Genomic DNA, 20875 nt, shown 5'->3' with positions numbered 1-20875 from the left:
GGTGCCGTGGCTTAGTACTTGCGCTGCGGCATGATCTGCGCCGCGACGCTCTGCGGGAACACCGTTTCGTTCGTCACGATGCGCTTGGGCAACTGCTTGCCGGCCACGAGGTCCTTCACCGCGGTCATGAGCTGCGGCCCGAGCAGCGGGCTGCATTCCACGTCCACGTTGATCTTGCCCGCGACCATCGCCTGAAAGCCGCCGTGCGTGGCGTCGAACGAGACGACGCTCACGTCCTTGCCCGGCTTCATGCCCGCTTCTTCCATGGCCTGGATTGCGCCCAGTGCCATGTCGTCGTTATGCGCGTAGACCACGTTCATCTGCTTGCCGTAGGTCTTCACGAACGCTTCCATGACCTGCTTGCCGCCCGCCAGCGTGAAGTCGCCGCTCTGCGACGCGATGATCTTGAACTTCGGATCGTTCTTGATCACTTCCATCAGGCCCGCATGGCGGTCGTTCGCGGGCGCGGAGCCCACCGTGCCCTGCAATTCGACGATGTTGATAGGGCCGGCGTCGTTGCGATAACGGTCTTCCAGCCACTTGCCCGCGCGCCGGCCTTCTTCGAGGAAGTCGGAGCCGATCATCGTGGTGTAGAGCGACTGGTCTTTCACGTCGATGGAACGGTCGGTGAGAATCACCGGAATGCCGGCCGCTTTCGCTTCGGTCAGCACCGGCTCCCAGCCGGATTCGACCACGGGCGAAAACGCGATCACGTCCACCTTTTGCGCGATGTACGAACGAATCGCCTTGATCTGGTTTTCCTGTTTCTGCTGGGCATCCGAGAATTTCAGATTGATGCCCGCTTCCTTCGCGGCGCTCTTGATCGAGACCGTATTGGCGGTGCGCCATGCGCTTTCGGCGCCGACCTGCGCAAAGCCGAGCGTGATCTTTTTCTCGTCCGCATGGCTGCTGACAGCGGTCAGCGCGAATGCGGCGGCAAGCAGCACGCGAAGCGTCATGCGTTTCGTGGGTTCCATGGGGTGTGTCTCCGGTTCGTGTCGTTGGTATCCGGCACCGCCGTTCGCGTCCTGAGTCGGGTCTATGTGCCCGACAGCGGCAAGCACCGGTTCCTGCAGGCCCTGCTGTGACTGCTGTGTTGCCGACTGCTGATTGCTGCCCTGGTGTTGCCTGTTTGTTGCCTGGGTGTCGCCTGGGTGTTGCCTGGGTGTTGCCTGTTAATCCTGTAATGCCGGATGTCTTGTGGCCGCGTTATTGCTGGCTCGATTCCGGCTTTCTTCTGCGCTTTTTTTCTCAGGTTCTGTGAGTCTGCTTCGGTCATTTTTCATCCCGAAATGTGGCATGGTCAGGATGATTAATAGACATACTATATTCACCGAAACAGCCGCATGTGATCCGTGTTTTCCCCACCTAGCGCGAATAAATAGTCATGCTATTTGTTGATAAGGACGGCAATAAATTGCCGTCGTCCCACCATTTGCGCCCCGCGTTGCAGCATCGGAAAAATGGACCCTTCCCATGACAGATAAAACCCGCAAGCTGCGTTCGGCCGAATGGTTCGGCAGCGCCGACAAAAATGGCTTCATGTACCGCAGCTGGATGAAAAACCAGGGCATTCCGGACCACGAATTCGCAGGCAAGCCGATTATCGGCATCTGCAATACGTGGTCGGAACTCACGCCGTGCAACGCGCATTTCCGCAAGCTCGCGGAGCACGTGAAGCGCGGCATCTACGAAGCCGGTGGTTTCCCCGTGGAATTTCCGGTCTTTTCGAACGGCGAATCGAATCTGCGGCCCACGGCGATGTTCACGCGCAACCTTGCGAGCATGGACGTGGAAGAGTCGATTCGCGGCAACCCCATCGACGCGGTCGTGCTGCTCGCCGGCTGCGACAAGACCACGCCCGCGCTGCTGATGGGCGCCGCGAGCTGCGACGTGCCGGCCATTCTCGTCACGGGCGGGCCAATGCTCAACGGCAAGCATGAGGGCCACGACATCGGCTCGGGCACCATCGTCTGGCAGTTGAGCGAGGCCGTGAAAGCGGGGCGCATTTCGCTCGACGAATTCATGTCCGCGGAGGCGGGCATGTCGCGCTCGGCCGGCACCTGCAACACGATGGGCACGGCTTCCACGATGGCCTGCATGGCCGAGGCGCTGGGCGTCACGCTCCCGCACAACGCGGCGATTCCGGCCGTGGACGCGCGCCGCTACGTGATGGCGCATCTCTCCGGCATGCGCATTGTCGACATGGTGTGGGACGACCTGCGAATCTCGAAACTGCTCACGCGCGCAGCCTTCGAAAACGCCATTCGCGTGAACGCGGCGATTGGCGGCTCGACCAACGCGGCCATTCATCTGAAGGCAATTGCCGGCCGCGTGGGCGTGCCGCTCGAACTGGACGACTGGACGCGCATTGGCCGCCACACGCCCACCCTCGTCGACCTGCAACCGTCAGGGCGTTTTCTGATGGAGGAGTTCTATTACGCGGGCGGTCTGCCCGCGGTGCTGCGACGCCTGGGCGAAGCCGGGCTCCTGCCGCATCCCGACGCGCTCACCGCGAACGGCAAGACGCTGTGGGACAACGTGCGCGCGGCGCCGAACTACAACGACGAAGTGATCCGCCCGCTCGACAAGCCGCTCGTGGCGGACGGCGGCCTGTGCGTGCTGCGCGGCAATCTCGCGCCGAACGGCGCGGTGCTGAAGCCGTCCGCAGCGACGCCTGAACTGCTCAAGCATCGCGGCCGCGCGGTGGTGTTCGAAAACCTCGAAGACTACAAGGCGCGCATCGCCGACCCGGCGCTCGACGTGGACGCGAATTCCGTGCTCGTCATGAAGAACTGCGGTCCGAAGGGTTACCCCGGCATGGCCGAGGTCGGCAACATGGGTCTGCCGCCGAAGCTCCTGCGCGAAGGCGTGAAAGACATGGTGCGTATTTCGGATGCGCGCATGAGCGGCACGGCGTATGGCACGGTGGTGCTGCACGTCGCGCCGGAAGCACGCGCGGGCGGCCCGCTTGCCATCGTGCGCGACGGCGACTGGATCGAACTGGACTGCGAGACCGGCCGCCTGCATCTCGACATCACGGACGCCGACATGACCGCGCGCCTCGCGCAATGGAAAGCGGCGCAGCAAACGCTGCTCGCCGACACGAGCGGCTATCGCAAGCTTTACGTCGAACACGTGTTGCAGGCCGACGAAGGCTGCGACTTCGATTTCCTCGTGGGGTGCCGCGGGGCGGAAGTGCCCCGCCATTCGCACTAGATGTGCAATTAGATGTGGACGGGGCCGAGCACGCTGTCGGCATCCGCGCGTGCGTTTTCGAGCTGCACGAGGCTCGCGTGGCGCGCGCCTAGCGGGTCGCGGTTTTGCAGCGCCGTGAGTATCGCCTTGTGACGCGGCAGCGAAAGGGCGTGCGTGTCCGGATGGCGGCTCGTCAGCTTGATGGATTCCGATAACGCGAGCGACAGCATGTTGCCGATGTAGGCCAGCATGTCGTTGTGCGTGGCCGCCATGATGGCGCGGTGAAATTCGAGGTCGGGCGCGAGCAGGTCGCCCACCGTGGGTGCGTGCTCCATGCGTTCGAAGGCGGAGCCGATGCGCTTGAGGTCTTCGTCCGTGGCTGCCGTGGCCGCGAGCGCTGCGGCGGCCGGCTCGATGATGCGGCGCACGGCGAGCAGCGAATGGAAGAACGCGCTTTCCGGCACGCTGTTGATGGTCCAGTAGAGCACGTCCGGGTCCAGCATGTGCCATTCTTCGCGCGGCCGCACCACGCTGCCCACGCGCGGCTTCGACACCACCAGCCCCTTCGCCACCAGCACGCGCGTCGCCTCGCGCAGCACGGGCCGGCTCACGCCATAGGTTTCGCAGAGCATCGGTTCGGCGGGCAGCCGTTCGCCGGGCTTGAGCTTGCCGCTGACGATTTCGATGCCGAGCTCCTGCACGATGCGGGCGTGCATGCTCTTGCGGTTCTGAAGATGCCGGTAGTCCATGGTGTCCAGAGGGGGGGCGTACTGCCGCCGCTTGCCTTCCCATGCAAGCGCCGCGATGGCTGTTTGCTTTGGGTGAATCGTTGCGACGTTCGCCTCGATTGCCGATGTTGCTGTCCGCGCTTCGCCGTCCTGCAACAGCCGGTGACGCCACGGGGTAGCGCTGCAACAGCATAGCACGCAGGTTTTTGCGCGCCGGCGCGCCTTTCGCCGTCTTTCGCCGTGTCTTGCCGTGGCTCGCCGTACGTCGCCGTGTGCTGCCTTGTCCGCAGCCGCGCGAAACGGCGGCATCCGTCGAGGCGTCACGCTCGCTGGAACGCCGATGCGCAGCGGCGGCTCGCAAAACGCAGTGGCCCGCTTGCTGTTGAGCTTTTTTCAGAATGCCTGAGCGGACGCGTTCGTACCATCGGGAGCATCCCGTCTTTTGTCGATAAAAGCCGATGCCTTTCCTTCGCAACGCCTGGTACGTGGCCGCCTTCAGCAGCGAGGTGAAACCCGACGTGCCGCTTGCGCGCACGCTGCTCGACCAGCCCATCGTCTTCTTTCGCGATTCCGCGGGCGCGCCCGTGGCGCTCGACGACCGCTGCCCGCATCGCTTCGCGCCGCTTTCGCGCGGGCGGTGCGTGGACGGCGCGATCGAATGTCCGTATCACGGGCTGCGCTTCGGCGCGGCGGGCGAATGCACGCACAATCCGCACGGCGACGGGCGCGTGCCCGCGGGCGCGAAGGTGCGTGACTACCCGCTGCTCGAGCGCTACGGCGCGGTCTGGATCTGGCCCGGCGACCCGGCGCGCGCCGAGGCGAGCGCGTTGCCCGACTTCGGCTTTCTGGATCCGGCACATCGCTACACGAGCGAAGGCTATCTGCGCACGCAGGCGCACTATCAGCTGAGCGTCGACAACCTGCTCGACCTGAGCCACTTCCAGTTCCTGCACCCCGGCACGCTCGGCAGCGACGCCATGGCGCGCGGCAACGTCCAGTTCGCAAGCGACGACGAGACCGTCTGGGTCAGGCGCGAGGCGCACCGCGAGATCGTGCAGCCGTTCATGGCACGCTCGTTCGGCGTAGCGGAGGGCGCGAGTGTCGACCGCTGGTTCGACGTGCGCTGGAATGCGCCGGGGCTGCTGGCCATCGCCGTGGGCCTCAACGAAACGGGCGCGCCGCCGGAAAACGCGCGGGTCTCGCCGTCGGCCCACTGGCTCACGCCGGAAACGACCACCACCACGCACTACTTTTTCTCGTTCGGGCTGCCGCGCGAGATGGGCGAAGCGGGCCAGGCGATCGTCGATCAAGCGATCGAAGGAATCATGGAGCCCTTCAGGAACGAGGACCTCCCGATGCTCGAAGCGCAGCAGCGTGCGATCGGCGATCGCGACTTCTGGTCGATGCAGCCGGCGATGCTGACCATCGACAAGGGCGCCGTGCGCGCGCGCCGCATCATGGAAGCGAAGCTTGCCCGCGAAGCGGCGGGCGGGGAGGGCGCGGCGGGCGCTACGGATGCCGGCGCGTCGTTGGCCGGTCAACGGCCTGCTGCGCAGGGCGCTCCACAGCAGTCCGCTCCACAGCAACCCGGTCCACAGCCCGCTTCACAGCCGGACTCGCCGGCCAACCACGCCACCTCGCAAGGCCCAAACGATCCGGCCCATTCCGACGACCCAGCCGCGGCGTTCTGGAAGATGCTCAACCTTGCCTAGCCACGAGCCCGCATGACGGCCACGCTCAGTTCGTTTCTCGCCGACGACGCCACGCGGTCCATGGCCGCGCTGCAACGCTATGTCAACGCGCCGGACCCCGACGCGGTATTTCTGGACGACATGCTGGAGCGCATCGAGGCCGCCCGCCGTCAGCCTTATCCCCCGCGTTCCCCGCGGCCTCGCACCGGCCGCGCGCTGCGCGTGCTGCTGTTGAGCTACGCGGGCGCGGGCAACACGGGCGCGGACCTGCGGACCATCCAAACCATCCGCCACCTGCAACGTCTGTTCAGCGAGCGCGACGACCGCGGCGAGGGCTTGAGGATCGAACTCTTTGCACTGGGCGATCTCTTCGATCACCCGGTGCTGGCCGCCACCCCGCGCATGCCCGTGCAGTTGCCCTACGTGCCCGATGCGTTCGCCGCCGCCATACCCGACTACGACCTCGTGCTCAACGTGGAAGGGTCCACCTACACGTCGAAATTCTCGGACTCGCTCTCGGGCATGCTGATCGGCGGCGTCGCGCTGGCGAGCGTGGCCGGGGCGGCGGGAGCGACCGGGGCGCCCGCCGCAGCGAACGGCGATGCGCAGGTCAGAGGCGTCGCATGGGGCATCGACAGCGGCGAGATGACGGACGCCCTGGCCCGCTTCGCGCGGGCGGCGGCAACAACAGGCGCGCACATCTTCTGCCGCAACGACGCGGCGCGCGAGCACCTGGCGTCGCTCGACATCGCCTCGCTGCCGGGCGCGGACTGCGCCTGGAGCTGGACGCCGGTGCGCACCGCGCGCGTGGCGGCGTTGCCGGCGAACTATGTGGCGCTGTGTCCGAACAATCCGTTCTGGTGGCCCGTCACCGCGGACGTGGCGCGGGCGAAGGCGCTCGACGCCCAGCGCGCAAGCTCCCCGCTGCGCTACGGCCCGTTTCATTTCCACACGTGGGACGATGCGCGGGAGGCGGCGTACGAGGCCTATGTCGAACGCTTCGCCGGACTGGCCGAACGCTTTCGCAAGCAAGGCTTTCCGCCCGTGCTGGTGGCCATGGAGCGGCTCGACCGGGCTGCCTGCGAAGCCATCGCGGCGCGTGTGCCCTTCGACGTGCCGATCATGGCGCGGGGCACCGCGACGCTGGACGACGTCGCAGGCACCGTGGCCCATGCCGCGCGTGTGGTGACGACGCGCTACCACGCGGCCGTGGTGGCGATTGCGAGCCGCGTGCCGGTGTTCGGTCTTTCGATGGACGCGCGCATCGACCGGCTGCTGACCGAAGGCGGGTTTCCCGGCTGGTTCGCGCGCTGCACGGACCCGGACGGCGGCGAACGGGCGCTTGCGCGCCTCTGCCAGCCGCAACCCGCCATCGATGCGCTGCGCGACGCCTACGCCTTGCTCGCAAGACGCGAGCAGATGCGGCTCGACCAGATGGGCGAATGGCTCGCGGCGGCCGTGGGCCAGCGGTAGAGCCTCGAACCGGTAATCCCGGCGGGCCCGACGCCGTGTACGAACGCATAATCGTCTGATCAGCCCGACACCGTCTGGTACCGCACCCTGCGCCGCCGAAAGGGCGAAATCGGCCAGAGAACCCCGCTACTTCGAGGCATTGGCCCGGCGCCTGGCGGCGTATCGTGTCATCAACGTTCTTCGGAATGTTTCCTCGGAATACTGACCACCCCGGGTCAGAATTCTTTACGCCGGCACTGCCGGCGTTTTTTTTGCTGACGCGGTCAGGCACCGCCCACGCGGTTCGGTGCCGGCACGTCTGCGCGCGGTCCCGCTTCAAGTTTGCGTGCCGCAGGCCGTAAACTTCAGGGGAATCCTGCACCTGCAGGCTGGCATCCGCCCTTTGTCTGTTTCCCGCTATGGCCGCCGTTTCAGTCGCTCTCGCCTCCACCGCGCTTTTCGGCTTGCTGATGCTCGTGTTGCTCGGCTCGCTGTTGCGCTCCGGCGTGCCGGGCGTGCTCGAATGGTTCGCCGCCAACGCCGTGCTCACGGCCGCGTTGCCGCTGCTGCTCGCGCGCGGCCGCATTTCCGATGTTGTTTCCGTCCTGGTGGCCAACTTCCTCGTGGCGTTGGCGGGGTCGGTGCTGTACGCCGGATTCGCGCGTTTTCTCGGGCGCCCCGTGCGCTGGCCCTGGCTGCTGCTCGTTACCCTTTCAACCGTTCCCGCGCTTGCGTACTGGCGCTACGCCGTGGACAGCATCCCGGCGCGCGTGATGGTCTCCACGTTCTTCACCGCGGCCATCTGCTTTGCGACCGCCGTTCTCGTGGCGCGCAACCGCGAAGCCGATCGGGCGCGCTATCCGTACGTGGTGACGGTGGTGCTGGCAACGATCTTCGGGCTCTGCCAGCTGGCGCGCGGGCTCTACTTCAGCGCGCTGCCGGGCGCGTCGAGCCCGCTCATGTTCACCACCAACATCAACGTCATCCTGCTGTGCGTGGGCGCGGCCATCATGCCGGTGATGTCGATGTGCGCGATGCTGATGGTGCACGACGCACTGCTGGCCGATGCGCGCAAGGCCGTGAATCACGACTTCCTCACGGGCGCGCTGTCGCGCACGGGCTTTCAGGCGATGGCGCGCAAGTGCTTCGCCGAAGCGGACCAGCACGGCGCGCCGCTGTCGCTCCTGATTGTCGATCTGGACCGTTTCAAGACGATCAACGACACCTTCGGCCATGCTGGGGGCGACAGCGTGCTGCGCGAGTTCGCGGCGCTCACGCGCGTCCACCTGCGCCGCGACGATGCGCTGGCGCGGCTGGGCGGCGAAGAGTTCGCGATCCTGCTGCCGCGCACGGCGCTCGCGGACGCCCGGCGCGTGGCCGAGCGCCTGCGCAGCGAAGCGAGCCGGCACGCCGTGAGCACCGACGCCGGCCCATGCCGCTACAGCATCAGCGGCGGCCTCGCGATGCGCGAGCAGGGCGAGACGCTGGATCGCCTGACCACGCGTGCCGACCGCGCGTTGTACGCGGCGAAGCTCGCGGGCCGCGACCGCGTCTGCCTGCACGAAGCGCCGCTCGAGCAGCCGGCGGCCTTCGGATCGCCGACATGACGGACGAGATGAGCGGGATGAGCGGGATGGGCGGTGACATCGGCAGCGGCGGCGGTGCCCCTCCGTGTCCGGCCGCGGGCGGGTTTGCGTCCCACGCCAACTTCGCCTAAAGTTCTGCCGCGTCGTGCCGATATGGAGTTGCGCCACACCCTTATCCGCGGCGCTGGCCGAAGCTCGGCGCCGGGGTGAACCGCAGGTCCTCCAGCGTATTCGGCGGCACGCTGGCCTGTGCTTCTGCGTCGTCAAGTGGACCACCGGCTTTCCCCAACCGTAGCGGGACGACGCCAGGACGTCGCGCCAGCGCATCAGGGTGCATCAGGTGAAGCTCAGGTGAAAAACGCGAACGAAACCTACACGCTGCCGCGTGGCCGTCTGGCGACGTGGCTCACCGAGCCGGGACAGGAGACGCCGCGCGACATCCGCGTCGAACTGGTCGGCACGCTGTTCGGCACGATGCCGATCTTCTTCGGCGGCGTGTTCAATACCATCGCCGTCGCCTGGGTGCTCGCGGCGCGCCATCCCACTGTCCTGTTCCGCCTGTGGCTCGTTGCCGAAATCGTCGTGTGCATGACGCGCTGGGGCGTGCTCGTGATCGCGCGGCAACGCGCGAAGCAAGGCAAACCCACGCCGACCGATCTCTACATCAGCCTTGCGCCGCTCTGGGGCGCCACCGTGGGCTATGGCGCGTTCGTGAGTGCGATCAGCGGCGACTGGGTGGCGGCCACGCTCTCGTTCCTGTCCGCGGCCGCCATGGTGGGCGGCATCTGTTTTCGCAACTTCGCGGCGCCGCGCCTCGTGGCCGTGATGATCTTCCTGTCGCTCGGGCCGTGCTGCATCGGCGCGCTGCTGGCGGGCCAGAAGGTGCTGCTGCTCACGCTCGTGCAGATCCCGTTTTATCTCTTCGCGATGAGTGCGGCGGCGCGGCGCCTCAACGCGATGCTTATCACCACCATGAAGGCCGAGCGCGAAAACGACCGGCGCGCGCGTCACGACGGGCTCACGGGTCTCTTGAACCGCACCGGTCTCTTCCACGCCGCGCGCAACGGCTGGGGGACGGGCGCCCGCATGCAGCCCGGCATGATGCTGCTGTATCTGGACCTCGACGGCTTCAAGCCCGTCAACGACGCCTACGGCCACGAAGCGGGCGACACGCTGCTCGTGCAGGTAGCCGAACGGCTGCGTGCGCTGGCAGGCAAGCACGCGCTCGTGGCGCGCCTTGGCGGTGACGAATTCGTGATTCTCGACGACGGCGCCGCGTTCCCGGGCAAGGACGGCCCACACCAGTTCGCCCACGCCATGGCGCGCGAGATCGCGAAGCCGTTCGAGCTAGCGCCGGGCATCACGGCGCAGGTGGGCGCGAGTATCGGCATGGCGACCGTGCCGGACGACGCCACGAACATCGACGCCGTCCTGCGCCTTGCCGACGCCGCGATGTACGACGCGAAGCGCAAGCGCAAGAAGGACGAGCGGGGCGGGGGGCAGCGGCCGTCGGCTTCCGAAGCCGGCGCCGAATCCATCTCGTCCACGGACGCGGGACGTTGAGACGCGCCATGCCGGGTGGCGTGCGCGGCCGCGGTTCTTGCGCGGCTCAGTCTTCGCGTCAGTCCACCACGCCCACCCGATACCGGGTGGTCTGCCGATACGTCTCGCCGGGCCGCAGCACGACGCGCTCGCGGCTTTCCATGTTGATCTCGTTGGGAAACGCCGCGGCCTCCAGACACAGGCCCGCGTGCCGCCGATACACCGTGCCGTTGCGCCCCGGCTCGCCTTCCAGATAGTTGCCCGTATAGAACTGCAGTCCGCGCTCGTTGGTGGACACGACGAGTTCGCGCCCGCTGCCCGGGTCGTAGGCGCGCGCCACCTCGCGCACCGTGAATGCATTCGCGTCGGCGCCCGCGCCCGCAGGCTCGCGCAGGATGTAGCAATGGTCGAAGCCGCCCGCGCGGGCCAACTGCGCATGCGGCCAGTCGAGCCGCGCACCCAGCGGCGCGCTGTGGCGGAAGTCGAACGCGTTGCCCGCCACGTCGGCGCGCTCGATGGGAATCAGCTCCGCGTTCACTTCGAAGAACGCGTCGGCGTCGATCGTCATCACGTGGCCGCGAATGTCCGTGCCGGGCTGGCCCGTGAGGTTGAAGTAGCCGTGGCTCGTGAGGTTGAGCGGCGTGGGCGCGTCGGTGAGCGCCTCGTAGTCGAGGGTGAGCGTGCCGTCGTCGTCGAACGTGTAGCGCACCTGCACGCTCACGTTGCCCGGAAATCCGGCGTCGCCTTCGGGCGAATCGAGGCGCATGACGAGCGCGTCGCCGTCTTCCGTCACGTCCCACATCGCCCGATGAAAGCCGTGCGAGCCGCCGTGCAGCAGGTTGTTGCCCTCGTTGCGGTCGAGCGCGTATTCGATGCCGTCCAGCGTGAAGCGCGCGTTGGCGATGCGGTTGGCCCAGCGGCCCACGAGCCCGCCCATGTAGGCGCCGCTCGCGAGATATTCGGCGGGCGTGTCGTGGCCGAGCAGGATGTCGCCTAGGCGGCCGGTACGGTCGGGCACGTGCCACGAGACGAGCGTGGCGCCCAGGTCGCTGATGGCCACCTTCATGCCGTGCGCGTTGCGCAGCGTGAAGAGCGTGACCGGCTCGCCGTCGGGCAGCGTGCCCCAGGGTTCGGAAGTCAGTTGCGCGGTTCGGATCATGGAGTCTGCAGATTCGGATAAGACAGGGACGGACGGTTGCAACGACAGGGCGGCCCTGTATGGCCCTTATGGTGGTTATGGCCGTTATGGCGGTTATGGCGCCACCGCGGACCTCGCGCGTTCCTGATACTCGCGCGGCGTGCAGCCCAGTTCGCGGCGGAATACGGCATACATGTACTGCAGCGACGTGAACCCGCAACGCACGGCCACTTCCGCGCTCGATGCATCGCCCTTCACGAGCATCGCCTTGGCCGCGTCGAGCTTGTAGCGCAGTATCTCCTGGTGCACCGTGCACTGCATCTCACGCCGAAAATATTCCTCTAGCGAAGAACGCGACACGCCCACGTGGTCGGCCACCTGTTCGGTGCGAATGCCCTGGCACGCGTACTGCCGGATGAAGTGGCGCGCGCGCTTCACGTACTGGCTCGCGAGCGGCTGGTACTTCGTCGATTCGAGCACGTTGATGCCCACCGGCGGCACGAGCACGCGGTGGCCGGGAAAGCGCGCGCCGTGCAGCATCTTGTGCAGCAGGTGCGCGGCGGTGCGGCCCATCTCTTCGGTACCCTGAATTACTGATGAAAGCTGGATGCGCGTCAGCGTGCGCGTGAGCGGATCGTTGTCGATGCCGATGATCGCCACTTCCTCGGGCACCGGAATGCCCGCGATCAGACACGCCTGGAGCAGGTGCCGCGCGCGGGCGTCCGTGACGGCGAGAATGCCGACCGGCTTCGGCAGGCGTTCGAGCCAGGCCGCGAGTTGCTCGGTGGCGTGGTTCCAGTCCGGCGCGCTGGTGGTCAGGCCGCGATAGATTTCCGCTTCCATGCCTTCGGCCTGCGCGAGCCGCTCGAAGGCGAGTTCGCGCTGCTGCGCCCAGCGGTTGGTGGGCGACTCGGGCAGGCTGTAGCAGGCCATGTGCTGCAACCCCGCGCCCAGCAGGTGGTTGACGGCGAGCGAGATGAGCTTGGCGTTGTCGGTGGCGATGTACGGCAGGTTCGGCGGGTACTGGGCAGCGTCTTCATACGACGAGCCCACCGCGACGAGCGGCAGCGTGCAGTCGGCGAGCACTTCGCATACGGCGGGGTCGTCGAAGTCCGCGATGATGCCGTCGCCGTCGAAGTGCTCGATGCCCGCGAGGCGGCAGCGGAAGTCCTCTTCCAGAAAGAGATCCCACGCCACACGCGTGGAGCGCAGATAGTCGCCAATGCCTGTGATGATCTCGCGGTCGTACACCTTGTTCGCATTGAACAGCAGCGCGATGCGGTGCGTCTTCTGGGGCGTCGGGTGTCGGATCGTGCTCGGCATGATGGTGGATGGGCACGGCGCGAACTGAAGCACAGCGCGCGGCTCACCCTTGTCTCCTGTCTTTGTCCGGTTCCCGGTTTCGCCTTACCTGTTGACCTGCCTGCCCGGCAGGAACAAGCGAAGCGTCCGGCGGTTTTAAGCGTCTCGCTATTTTAGGCGTCTTGCGCATTCGTGCCGAACATGGCGATGACGTTTGGCGGGAAACATCACGGGCGCTGTGAAATTTCGCAATTGTCGGCGGCGGGCCTGCGCTGGCAGCATGGCCGCACCTTATCGAACGGCGCCCACGGCATGTCCACCTCATGCCCAACGCGCGCCGTGCCGCACCTGCTGTAACCGCTGCGGCGCAACATGACAATGGAGACGCCATGTCCTACTTCGAGCACATCCCGCCCGTCCGTTACGAAGGTCCGCAGTCCGAGCATTCGCTCGCCTATCGCCATTACAACCGCGAGAAGCGCGTGCTCGGCAAGACGATGGAAGAGCATCTGCGCATCGCCGTCTGCTACTGGCACACCTTCGTGTGGCCCGGCGTCGACATCTTCGGGCAAGGCACCTTTCACCGCCCGTGGCAGCAACCGGGCGACGCCATGGAGCGCGCGCAGCAAAAGGCCGACCACGCCTTCGAGTTCTTCACGAAGCTCGGCGTGCCGTACTACACGTTCCACGACACCGACGTCGCGCCCGAAGGCGAGAACATTCGCGACTATGTAGAGAACTTCGCGCGCATGACGGACTACCTCGCGCGCAAGCAGCAGGACAGCGGCATGAAGCTGCTGTGGGGCACGGCCAACCTGTTCTCGCATCCGCGCTACGCCGCGGGCGCCGCGACGAACCCGAACCCCGAGATGTTCGCGTATGCCGCGACCCAGGTGAGCCACGCGCTCGACGCCACGCACAAGCTGGGCGGCGACAACTACGTGCTGTGGGGCGGCCGCGAAGGCTACGACACGCTGCTCAACACCGACCTCGTGCGCGAGCGCGAGCAGTTCGCGCGCTTTCTCAACATGGTGGTGGAGCACAAACACCGTATCGGCTTCAAGGGCACGCTCCTCATCGAGCCGAAGCCGCAGGAACCCACCAAGCATCAGTACGACTACGACGTGGCCACGGTACACGGCTTTCTCACCCAGTACGGATTGCAGAACGAAATTCGCGTGAACATCGAGGCGAATCACGCCACGCTCGCGGGTCACTCGTTCCATCACGAGATTGCGATGGCGTTCGCGCTCGGCATTTTCGGCAGCGTGGATGCGAACCGCGGCGACCCGCAGAACGGCTGGGACACGGACCAGTTCCCCAACAGCGTCGAAGAAATGACGCTCGCGTTCTACGAAATCCTGCGGCACGGCGGATTCACCACGGGCGGCATGAACTTCGACTCGAAGGTACGCCGCCAGAGCGTGGACGCCGAAGACCTGTTTTACGGCCACGTGGGCGCCATTGACCTGCTCGCGCTCGCGCTGGAACGCGCGGCGGCGCTCGTGGAGAATGACCGGCTCGAACAGTTCAGGCAGCAACGCTACGCGGGCTGGGACACGGAGTTCGGCCGCAAGATTCTCTCGGGCGGCTACACGCTGCAAAGCCTCGCGGCCGAGGCGCAGCAGCGCGGCATTCACCCCGTGCACGTGAGCGGACGCCAGGAGCAGCTCGAGAACATCGTGAACCAGGCCATCTACGGCGTGCGTTGAGACGCTCCGCGCGCGAATCCGCACGCGGCAAAACAAGACACTGGGCGAGACACCATGTTCATCGGCATCGACCTCGGCACGTCGGGCGTAAAGGCCGTGCTGCTCGACCGCGACGGGCACGTGCGCTGCACGGCGACGCATGCGCTCGCCGTGTCGCGACCGCAGCCGCGCTGGTCCGAGCAGTCGCCGCACGACTGGTGGGCCGCGACTACCGCGGCGATGGAAGACCTGCTCGCGCAGGCGCAGGCAGCCGGCATCGAGCGCGCCGGCATCGAAGCCATCGGGCTTACGGGCCAGATGCACGGCGCCACGCTGCTGGATGCGAACGGCGACGTGCTGCGCCCCGCGATTCTCTGGAACGACGGCCGCTCAGATACCGAATGCGTCGAACTCGAAGCCGCGGTGCCGCAGTTGCATCAGATCGCCGGCAACCTCGCGATGCCCGGTTTCACGGCACCCAAGCTGCTGTGGGTGCGCAAGCACGAGCCCGATTGCTTCGCGCGTATCGCGAAAGTGCTGCTGCCGAAGGACTATCTGCGCTATCGCCTCACGGGCGGCTTCGCGACGGACCCCTCCGATGCAGCGGGCACGCTCTTGCTCGACGTGGCGAAGCGCGATTACGGCGACGTGCTGCTCGCGGCCTGCGGGCTCTCGCGCGAGCAGATGCCGGACGTGTTCGAAGGCAATCGCGTGACGGGCACGCTCACGCCCGAGCTTGCGCGCGCATGGGGGCTGCGCGAAGTGCCGGTGGCGGCGGGCGGCGGCGACAACGCCGCGGGCGCCGTGGGCGTGGGCATCGTGAAGCCGGGGCAGGCGATGCTGTCGCTGGGTACGTCCGGCGTCTATTTCGCGGTGTCGGACGGTTTTCTCGCGAACCCGGCGTCGGCCGTGCATAGCTTCTGTCATGCGCTGCCGCGCACGTGGCATCTCATGTCCGTGATGCTCAATGCGGCGGGCTGTCTCGACTTCTGCGCGCGCCTGACGGGCTACGCCGACGTAGCCGCGCTGCTCGCCGATGCCGAGGCGCATGCGGGCCGTGCGCACCCCTGGTTCCTGCCCTATCTGAGCGGCGAACGCACGCCCTGGAACAACGTGAACGCGCGCGGCGTGTATCACGGCATGACGCCCGACACGAACCGCGTCGACCTCGCCAACGCCACGCTGGAAGGCGTCGGGTTCGCGCTGCTCGACGGCATGGACGCCTTGCATGCGGCCGGCCTCGTGCCCGACGAGATCACGCTGGTGGGCGGCGGTTCGCGCAGCCCGTACTGGACGCAGATGCTCGCCGACATCGCGGGCCGCACGCTCACGCTGCGCGCGGGCGGCGAGGTGGGCCCGGCACTAGGCGCGGCGCGCCTCGCGCATCTCGCCGTGGAGCCGGGTGCGTCGCTCGAAGCGGTGTGTCCCACGCCGCCCGTTACCGCGGTGCGCGAACCCAACGGGAGCCGCCACGCGTGGTACAGCGACACGCGCCGGCCCGTGTTTCGTGCGTTGTATCGCGCGCTGGAGCCGGTGTTCGCCGCGACGGCGTAGCCCGCGCGCAGCAGTGAAGAAGCAGTAACGCGTCGCGCGAAGGGCCGCGCGGCGCCGCAAGACGGCATTACATCAACGACCATAAACAGGAGTGAGACATGAAACCCGTACTGCGTGCTACCCGTCGTTCCGTTCTGGCTTCGCTGCTATGCACCGCCATGGCCGCGAGCCTGTCGCTCGTTGCACCGCTTGCGCATGCGAGCAAAGACCATCCCGAAATCGGCTTCTGCATCGACGATCTGCGCGTGGAGCGCTGGTCGCGCGACCGCGACTACTTCGTGGCCGCCGCGCAGAAGCTGGGCGCCACCGTTTCCGTGCAGTCCGCGGATGCGAGCGAAGAGCGCCAGATCTCGCAGATCGAAAACCTGATTTCGCGCGGCGTCGACGTGATTGTGATCGTGCCGTTCAACTCGAAGACGCTCGGCAACGTGGTGGCCGAAGCGAAGAAGGCCGGCATCAAGGTGGTGTCGTACGACCGCCTGATTCTGGATGCCGACGTGGACGCCTACATCTCGTTCGACAACGAGAAGGTGGGCGAACTGCAGGCGCAGGGCGTCTATAACGCGAAGCCGAAGGGCAACTACTTCCTGCTGGGCGGCGCCCCTACCGACAACAACGCGAAGATGCTGCGCGAAGGGCAGTTGAAGGTGCTCAAGCCCGCTATCGATCGTGGCGACATCAAGGTGGTGGGCCAGCAGTGGGTGCCGGAGTGGAGCGCGTCCACCGCGCTGCGCATCATGGAAGACGCGCTCACCGCGAACAACAACAAGATCGACGCCGTGGTCGCCTCGAACGACGGCACCGCGGGCGGCGCGATCCAGGCGCTGGCCGCGCAACACCTGGCGGGCAAGGTGCCCGTCTCAGGCCAGGACGCGGATCTTGCCGCCGTGAAGCGCGTGATCGCGGGCACGCAGACCATGACGGTCTACAAGCCGCTCAAGCTGATTGCAGGCGAAGCCGCGAAGCTCGCCGTGCAACTCGCGAAGGGCGAAAAGCCGGCGTACAACGCGCAGTACGACAACGGCAAGAAGAAGGTGGATACGGTCCTGCTGCAACCCACGCTGCTCACGAAGAGCAACGTCGATGTGGTGGTGAAGGACGGCTTCTATACGCAGGCACAACTCGCGAGCCAATAACAAGGCGATAAGCAAGGTAGTAAGCGGGCAGGGGGCAGGCACTCGCTGCAGGCGCGCCGTTGTGCGCCTGTAGCGAGCCTGATGCTGCTGTCGTATCCCCTCAGTGAGGCAAAAGCGAATGGAGCAACCACTGCTGACGATGCGCGGCATCGTCAAGGCTTTCTCGGGCGTCAAAGCGCTGTCGGGTATCGATCTCACCGTGCATGCCGGCGAATGCGTCGGCCTGTGCGGCGAGAACGGCGCCGGCAAATCGACGCTCATGAAGGTGCTTTCGGGCGTGTATCCGCACGGCACATGGGAAGGCGAGATCCTTTGGGAAGGCAAGCCGCTCAAAGCCGCGAACGTGCGCGATACGGAGCACGCGGGCATCGTCATCATCCACCAGGAACTCATGCTCGTCCCCGAGCTTTCGGTGGCCGAGAACATCTTCCTCGGCAACGAAATCACCCTGCCGGGCGGCCGCATGAACTATGCGGCCATGTATCAACGTGCCGACGAACTGCTGCGCAGCCTCAACATAGAAGGCATCAACGTGGCGCAGCCCGTCATGAACTACGGCGGCGGCCACCAGCAGCTCATCGAGATCGCGAAGGCGCTCAACAAGCGCGCGAAGCTGCTGATTCTGGACGAGCCGTCGTCGTCGCTCACGGCGTCGGAAACGCGCATCCTGCTCGACATCGTGCGCGACCTGAAGCGGCGCGGCGTGGCATGCGTCTACATCTCGCACAAGCTCGACGAAGTGGAGGCCGTGTGCGACACCATCACGGTGATCCGCGACGGCCGGCACGTGGGCACGGCGCCCATGAGCACGCTCACCACCGAACGCATCATCCAGATGATGGTGGGCCGCGAGATCACGCAGCTCTTTCCGCGTGAAGAACACACCGTGGGCGAGGTCGTGTTCGAGGCGCGCAACGTCACCTGCTTCGACGTCACCAACCCGCGCAGAAAGCGCGTGGACGACGTGTCGTTCGCGGTGCGGCGCGGCGAGATTGTGGGTGTGGCTGGGCTGGTGGGGGCGGGGCGCACGGAGCTCATGCAGGCCGTGTTCGGTGCATATCCGGGCACGAGCAGCGCCACCGTGATACTCGAAGGCAAGCCGCTCAAGGTGCGCTCGCCGCTCGATGCGATTCGCGCCGGCATCGCGATGGTGCCCGAGGACCGCAAACGCCACGGCATCGTGCCCGCGCTCGGCGTGGGGCACAACATCACGCTCGCGGTGCTGGAGCGCTTTGTAAAGCGCGGGCGTATCGACGCCGCAGCCGAACTCGACGCCATCAACGCGCAGATCCGGCGCCTGTCGATCCGCACGGCGCACCCGATGCTTTCCATTGCGAGCCTTTCGGGCGGCAATCAGCAGAAGGCCGTGCTCACGAAGATGCTGATGACCGAGCCGAAGGTGCTGATTCTCGACGAGCCCACGCGCGGCGTGGACGTGGGCGCCAAGTACGAGATCTACCGGCTCATCTTCGAACTCGCGAAGCGCGGCATGGCGATCGTGATGGTGTCGTCGGAGTTGCCCGAAGTGCTGGGCATCAGCGACCGCGTGCTGGTGATCGGCGAAGGCGAGTTGCGCGGCGATTTCGTCAACGACGGCCTCACGCAGGAACGCATTCTCACCGCGGCCATTCAGCCCGCGCGGCGCCCAGCCGAAGCGGCCGGCGCCGGTCCGTTCATCACTCATACCGGAGCGAGTGCAGCATGACTCCCGACCTCACTTCATCGCCCGCGCCGTCGCCGTATGGCGCCGAACGCATCAAGCAACTGTTCGCGCGCTACAAGGTGCTCGCGCTGCTGCTCGCGGTGGCGGCCATCTGGATATTCTTTTCGGTGCTCACGCATGGCGCGTTCGTCACGCCGCGCAACGTCTCGAACCTGCTGCGGCAGATGTCGATCACGGGCATGCTCGCGTGCGGCATGGTGTTCGTCATCATCGCGGGCGAGATCGATCTTTCCGTCGGATCGCTGCTCGGTCTCCTGGGCGGCGTGGCGGCGATTCTCGACGTGAATCACCACTGGCCCGTAGCCGCGACCGTGCCCGCCGTGATGGTGCTCGGCGTGCTGGTGGGCATGTTCAACGGCTGGTGGTCCACATGGCGGCGTGTGCCGTCGTTCATCGTGGGGCTGGGCGGCATGCTCGCGTATCGCGGCATCCTGCTCGGCATCACGGGCGGCTCCACCATCGCACCCGTTTCCGACAACCTCGTGTTCATCGGCCAGGGCTACCTGCCGCGCGTGGTGGGCGATACGCTCGCGGTCGTGCTGTTCGCCGTGGTGGCGCTGCTCACGGTGCGCAACCGGCGCAATCGGCAGCACTATCAGCTTGCCGTGGTGCCGATGTGGCAGGACGTGACCAAGGTGGTCGCGGCGGGCGCCGTGCTACTCGCGTTCGTCGCCATGCTCGACCAGTACGGCGGTATTCCGGTGCCGGTGCTGCTGCTGCTTGCTTTGCTCGGCATTTTTACGTGGATCGCCACGCAGACCGTGTTCGGCCGGCGCATCTATGCGGTGGGCTCGAACCTGGAGGCCACGCGGCTCTCGGGCGTCAATACAGACCGCGTGAAGCTCGCCATCTTCGCGCTGATGGGCCTGATGTGCGCGTTCGGCGGGATCGTGAACACCGCACGGCTCGCGGCGGGATCGCCTTCGGCGGGCTCGATGGGCGAACTCGATGCGATCGCGGCGTGCTTCATCGGCGGTACGTCGATGCGCGGCGGCTCGGGCACCGTCTACGGCGCGCTGATCGGTGCGCTCGTGATGGCGAGCCTCGACAACGGCATGTCGATGCTCGACGTGGATGCGTACTGGCAGATGATCGTGAAGGGCACCATCCTCGTGCTCGCCGTTTGGATCGACGTGGTGTCGGGATCGAACCGGCGTTGATTGTTGTTTTGCCGCCGTTCCGGAGTTCTGCCTTCCTGGCTATCCCGCTTTCTGGTTTGTGGCCGCCGTCCGCGCTCGTGTCCTGGCGCGCGGCGGCCGCACGTTCTCTCTCCCTCTTCAATCGCGATCCGGTGCGCCGAGCGGAAACAGGGGCCGGTACGGACGCGCTTCTTCAACCGCGCGCGCAAACGACGGCCGCGCGAGCAGCCGTTTCCGGTAGGCGATCACGTTCGCGAACGACGCATCGATGCGATGCGTCCAGTCCGCGTAGAACAGGAAAGGCGCGGCGCCGCAGTCCGCGAGACTGAACGCGTCGCCCGCGGCCCATTCGCGTTCTGCCATGACCTTGTCGAGCCAGGCGTACGCCGTATCGAGCATCGCGCGCGCGTCCGTCACGCCGCGCGGATCGCGCTCCGCCTCCGGCCGCAGGCTGTCGTAGACGATTCTCTGCTGCGGCGTGGAAACGTAGTTATCGAAGAAGCGGTCCATGCCGCGCACCTCCAGCGCCGCGTGCGGGTCGTCGGGCAAGAGGCGCACGGGGCCGGGATAGTTGAGCTGCAGGTACTCGATGATGATGCTGGCTTCTGTGACGACGCGCTCGCCGTCCACCAGCAGCGGAAAGCGCCGCATCGGCCAGAGCGTGGCAAGCGTTTGCCCGTTCTCGGGATGCTCGGGCCCGAGCGGGCGCCATTCGAAGGGCGTGCCGTTCTCGTAGAGCGCGATCAACGCCTTCTGGCTGTAAGACGAAAAGGGGTGGGCATAGAGTTTCAGGGGCATGGCGGTTCACCGTGTCGGGTTCAGGGAGTGCGGCGTCGACGGATTCGATCAGCCGCTTCTCATGGACGACGAACGAGCCGGGCGGGAATCGACATCGCGCCACGCGTTTGTTTCTGGAACGCGACCTGTTTGAGCCGCCCCGGAACGCGCTATTATTCGCGCCATCGCGATGCGCCCGCACGGCTAGAGGCGCGGCG

Annotated in this window: 15 protein-coding genes; 10 read left to right on the top strand and 5 right to left on the bottom strand. The window is 66.5% G+C overall.

The genetic code is table 11. The annotated features are described in order from the left end of the window. Positions 1–11: 11 nt before the first annotated feature. Complete coding sequence (locus tag P2869_RS25645) at positions 12–977, bottom strand: ABC transporter substrate-binding protein (protein ID WP_017775529.1); 966 nt, start codon at positions 975–977, stop codon at positions 12–14. 499 nt (positions 978–1476) lie between these two features. Here P2869_RS25645 and P2869_RS25640 point away from each other — a divergent pair, with 499 nt between their 5' ends. Further along, a complete protein-coding gene (locus tag P2869_RS25640) occupies positions 1477–3219 on the top strand; it encodes an IlvD/Edd family dehydratase (RefSeq protein WP_017775530.1) in 1743 nt (580 codons plus the stop codon). A gap of 8 nt (positions 3220–3227) precedes the next feature. Here the strand turns inward: P2869_RS25640 and P2869_RS25635 are convergent, their stop codons facing one another. Beyond that, positions 3228–3947 carry a FadR/GntR family transcriptional regulator gene (locus P2869_RS25635; protein WP_017775531.1) on the bottom strand — a complete coding sequence of 240 codons (720 nt, stop codon included), beginning with the start codon at positions 3945–3947 and terminating at the stop codon, positions 3228–3230. Between the two features lie 437 nt (positions 3948–4384). On the opposite strand from P2869_RS25635, the gene P2869_RS25630 reads away from it, so the two are divergent. The 4 genes from P2869_RS25630 (at position 4385) to P2869_RS25615 (ending at position 10218) form a co-directional block, all read left to right on the top strand. Next, complete coding sequence (locus tag P2869_RS25630; RefSeq protein ID WP_277598340.1) at positions 4385–5638, top strand: aromatic ring-hydroxylating dioxygenase subunit alpha; 1254 nt, start codon at positions 4385–4387, stop codon at positions 5636–5638. Positions 5639–5650: 12 nt separating this feature from the next. Next, positions 5651–7090 carry a polysaccharide pyruvyl transferase family protein gene (locus tag P2869_RS25625; RefSeq protein ID WP_277598339.1) on the top strand — a complete coding sequence of 480 codons (1440 nt, stop codon included), beginning with the start codon at positions 5651–5653 and terminating at the stop codon, positions 7088–7090. Positions 7091–7488: 398 nt separating this feature from the next. Beyond that, positions 7489–8676, top strand: a complete 1188-nt coding sequence (locus P2869_RS25620) for a diguanylate cyclase (RefSeq protein ID WP_277598338.1) — start codon at positions 7489–7491, stop codon at positions 8674–8676. A gap of 330 nt (positions 8677–9006) precedes the next feature. Beyond that, positions 9007–10218 (top strand): GGDEF domain-containing protein, encoded by a 1212-nt coding sequence (locus tag P2869_RS25615; protein WP_277598337.1) that lies wholly within the window; start codon positions 9007–9009, stop codon positions 10216–10218. 58 nt (positions 10219–10276) lie between these two features. Here the strand turns inward: P2869_RS25615 and P2869_RS25610 are convergent, their stop codons facing one another. Then, entirely contained in the window at positions 10277–11356 is a 1080-nt protein-coding gene (locus P2869_RS25610) for an aldose epimerase family protein (RefSeq protein ID WP_277598336.1), read from the bottom strand. A 93-nt stretch (positions 11357–11449) separates the two neighbouring features. Beyond that, on the bottom strand, positions 11450–12658 hold the full coding sequence (locus P2869_RS25605; RefSeq protein WP_026121609.1) for a DNA-binding transcriptional regulator: 1209 nt from the start codon (positions 12656–12658) through the stop codon (positions 11450–11452). Between the two features lie 368 nt (positions 12659–13026). On the opposite strand from P2869_RS25605, the gene xylA reads away from it, so the two are divergent. The 5 genes from xylA (at position 13027) to P2869_RS25580 (ending at position 19901) form a co-directional block, all read left to right on the top strand. Continuing rightward, the gene (gene xylA / locus P2869_RS25600) at positions 13027–14349 is read left to right on the top strand and encodes a xylose isomerase (protein ID WP_126877219.1); all 1323 of its coding nucleotides are present in this window, start codon (positions 13027–13029) and stop codon (positions 14347–14349) included. A gap of 54 nt (positions 14350–14403) precedes the next feature. Beyond that, positions 14404–15882: a xylulokinase gene (gene xylB / locus P2869_RS25595; protein WP_277598335.1), complete on the top strand. Its 1479-nt coding sequence runs from the start codon at positions 14404–14406 to the stop codon at positions 15880–15882. Positions 15883–15980: 98 nt separating this feature from the next. Beyond that, positions 15981–17018 (top strand): D-xylose ABC transporter substrate-binding protein, encoded by a 1038-nt coding sequence (gene xylF / locus P2869_RS25590; RefSeq protein WP_017775541.1) that lies wholly within the window; start codon positions 15981–15983, stop codon positions 17016–17018. 118 nt (positions 17019–17136) lie between these two features. After that, the gene (xylG, locus tag P2869_RS25585; protein WP_017775542.1) at positions 17137–18723 is read left to right on the top strand and encodes a D-xylose ABC transporter ATP-binding protein; all 1587 of its coding nucleotides are present in this window, start codon (positions 17137–17139) and stop codon (positions 18721–18723) included. Then, on the top strand, positions 18720–19901 hold the full coding sequence (locus P2869_RS25580) for a sugar ABC transporter permease (protein WP_017775543.1): 1182 nt from the start codon (positions 18720–18722) through the stop codon (positions 19899–19901). Before xylG ends, P2869_RS25580 begins: the two co-directional genes overlap by 4 nt. 117 nt (positions 19902–20018) lie before the next feature. On the opposite strand, the gene P2869_RS25575 is transcribed toward P2869_RS25580, so the two are convergent. Further along, the gene (locus tag P2869_RS25575) at positions 20019–20678 is read right to left on the bottom strand and encodes a glutathione S-transferase family protein (RefSeq protein ID WP_277598334.1); all 660 of its coding nucleotides are present in this window, start codon (positions 20676–20678) and stop codon (positions 20019–20021) included. Positions 20679–20875 lie beyond the last annotated feature (197 nt).

The organism is Paraburkholderia sp. SUR17 (assembly GCF_029536165.1).
GTDB lineage: Bacteria > Pseudomonadota > Gammaproteobacteria > Burkholderiales > Burkholderiaceae > Paraburkholderia > Paraburkholderia kururiensis.
This window is presented reverse-complemented; position numbering and strand designations above follow the sequence as displayed.

Excerpts from the sequence above, each read along its gene's own strand:
- P2869_RS25580 (WP_017775543.1), top strand. The coding sequence starts at position 18,720 with ATGACTCCCGACCTCACTTCATCGCCCGCGCCGTCGCCGTATGGCGCC.
- xylF (WP_017775541.1), top strand. The coding sequence starts at position 15,981 with ATGAAACCCGTACTGCGTGCTACCCGTCGTTCCGTTCTGGCTTCGCTG.
- P2869_RS25625 (WP_277598339.1), top strand. The coding sequence starts at position 5,651 with ATGACGGCCACGCTCAGTTCGTTTCTCGCCGACGACGCCACGCGGTCC.
- P2869_RS25610 (WP_277598336.1), bottom strand. The coding sequence starts at position 11,356 with ATGATCCGAACCGCGCAACTGACTTCCGAACCCTGGGGCACGCTGCCC.
- P2869_RS25575 (WP_277598334.1), bottom strand. The coding sequence starts at position 20,678 with ATGCCCCTGAAACTCTATGCCCACCCCTTTTCGTCTTACAGCCAGAAG.
- P2869_RS25645 (WP_017775529.1), bottom strand. The coding sequence starts at position 977 with ATGGAACCCACGAAACGCATGACGCTTCGCGTGCTGCTTGCCGCCGCA.
- P2869_RS25630 (WP_277598340.1), top strand. The coding sequence starts at position 4,385 with ATGCCTTTCCTTCGCAACGCCTGGTACGTGGCCGCCTTCAGCAGCGAG.
- P2869_RS25635 (WP_017775531.1), bottom strand. The coding sequence starts at position 3,947 with ATGGACTACCGGCATCTTCAGAACCGCAAGAGCATGCACGCCCGCATC.
- P2869_RS25640 (WP_017775530.1), top strand. The coding sequence starts at position 1,477 with ATGACAGATAAAACCCGCAAGCTGCGTTCGGCCGAATGGTTCGGCAGC.
- xylB (WP_277598335.1), top strand. The coding sequence starts at position 14,404 with ATGTTCATCGGCATCGACCTCGGCACGTCGGGCGTAAAGGCCGTGCTG.
- P2869_RS25605 (WP_026121609.1), bottom strand. The coding sequence starts at position 12,658 with ATGCCGAGCACGATCCGACACCCGACGCCCCAGAAGACGCACCGCATC.
- xylA (WP_126877219.1), top strand. The coding sequence starts at position 13,027 with ATGTCCTACTTCGAGCACATCCCGCCCGTCCGTTACGAAGGTCCGCAG.
- xylG (WP_017775542.1), top strand. The coding sequence starts at position 17,137 with ATGGAGCAACCACTGCTGACGATGCGCGGCATCGTCAAGGCTTTCTCG.
- P2869_RS25620 (WP_277598338.1), top strand. The coding sequence starts at position 7,489 with ATGGCCGCCGTTTCAGTCGCTCTCGCCTCCACCGCGCTTTTCGGCTTG.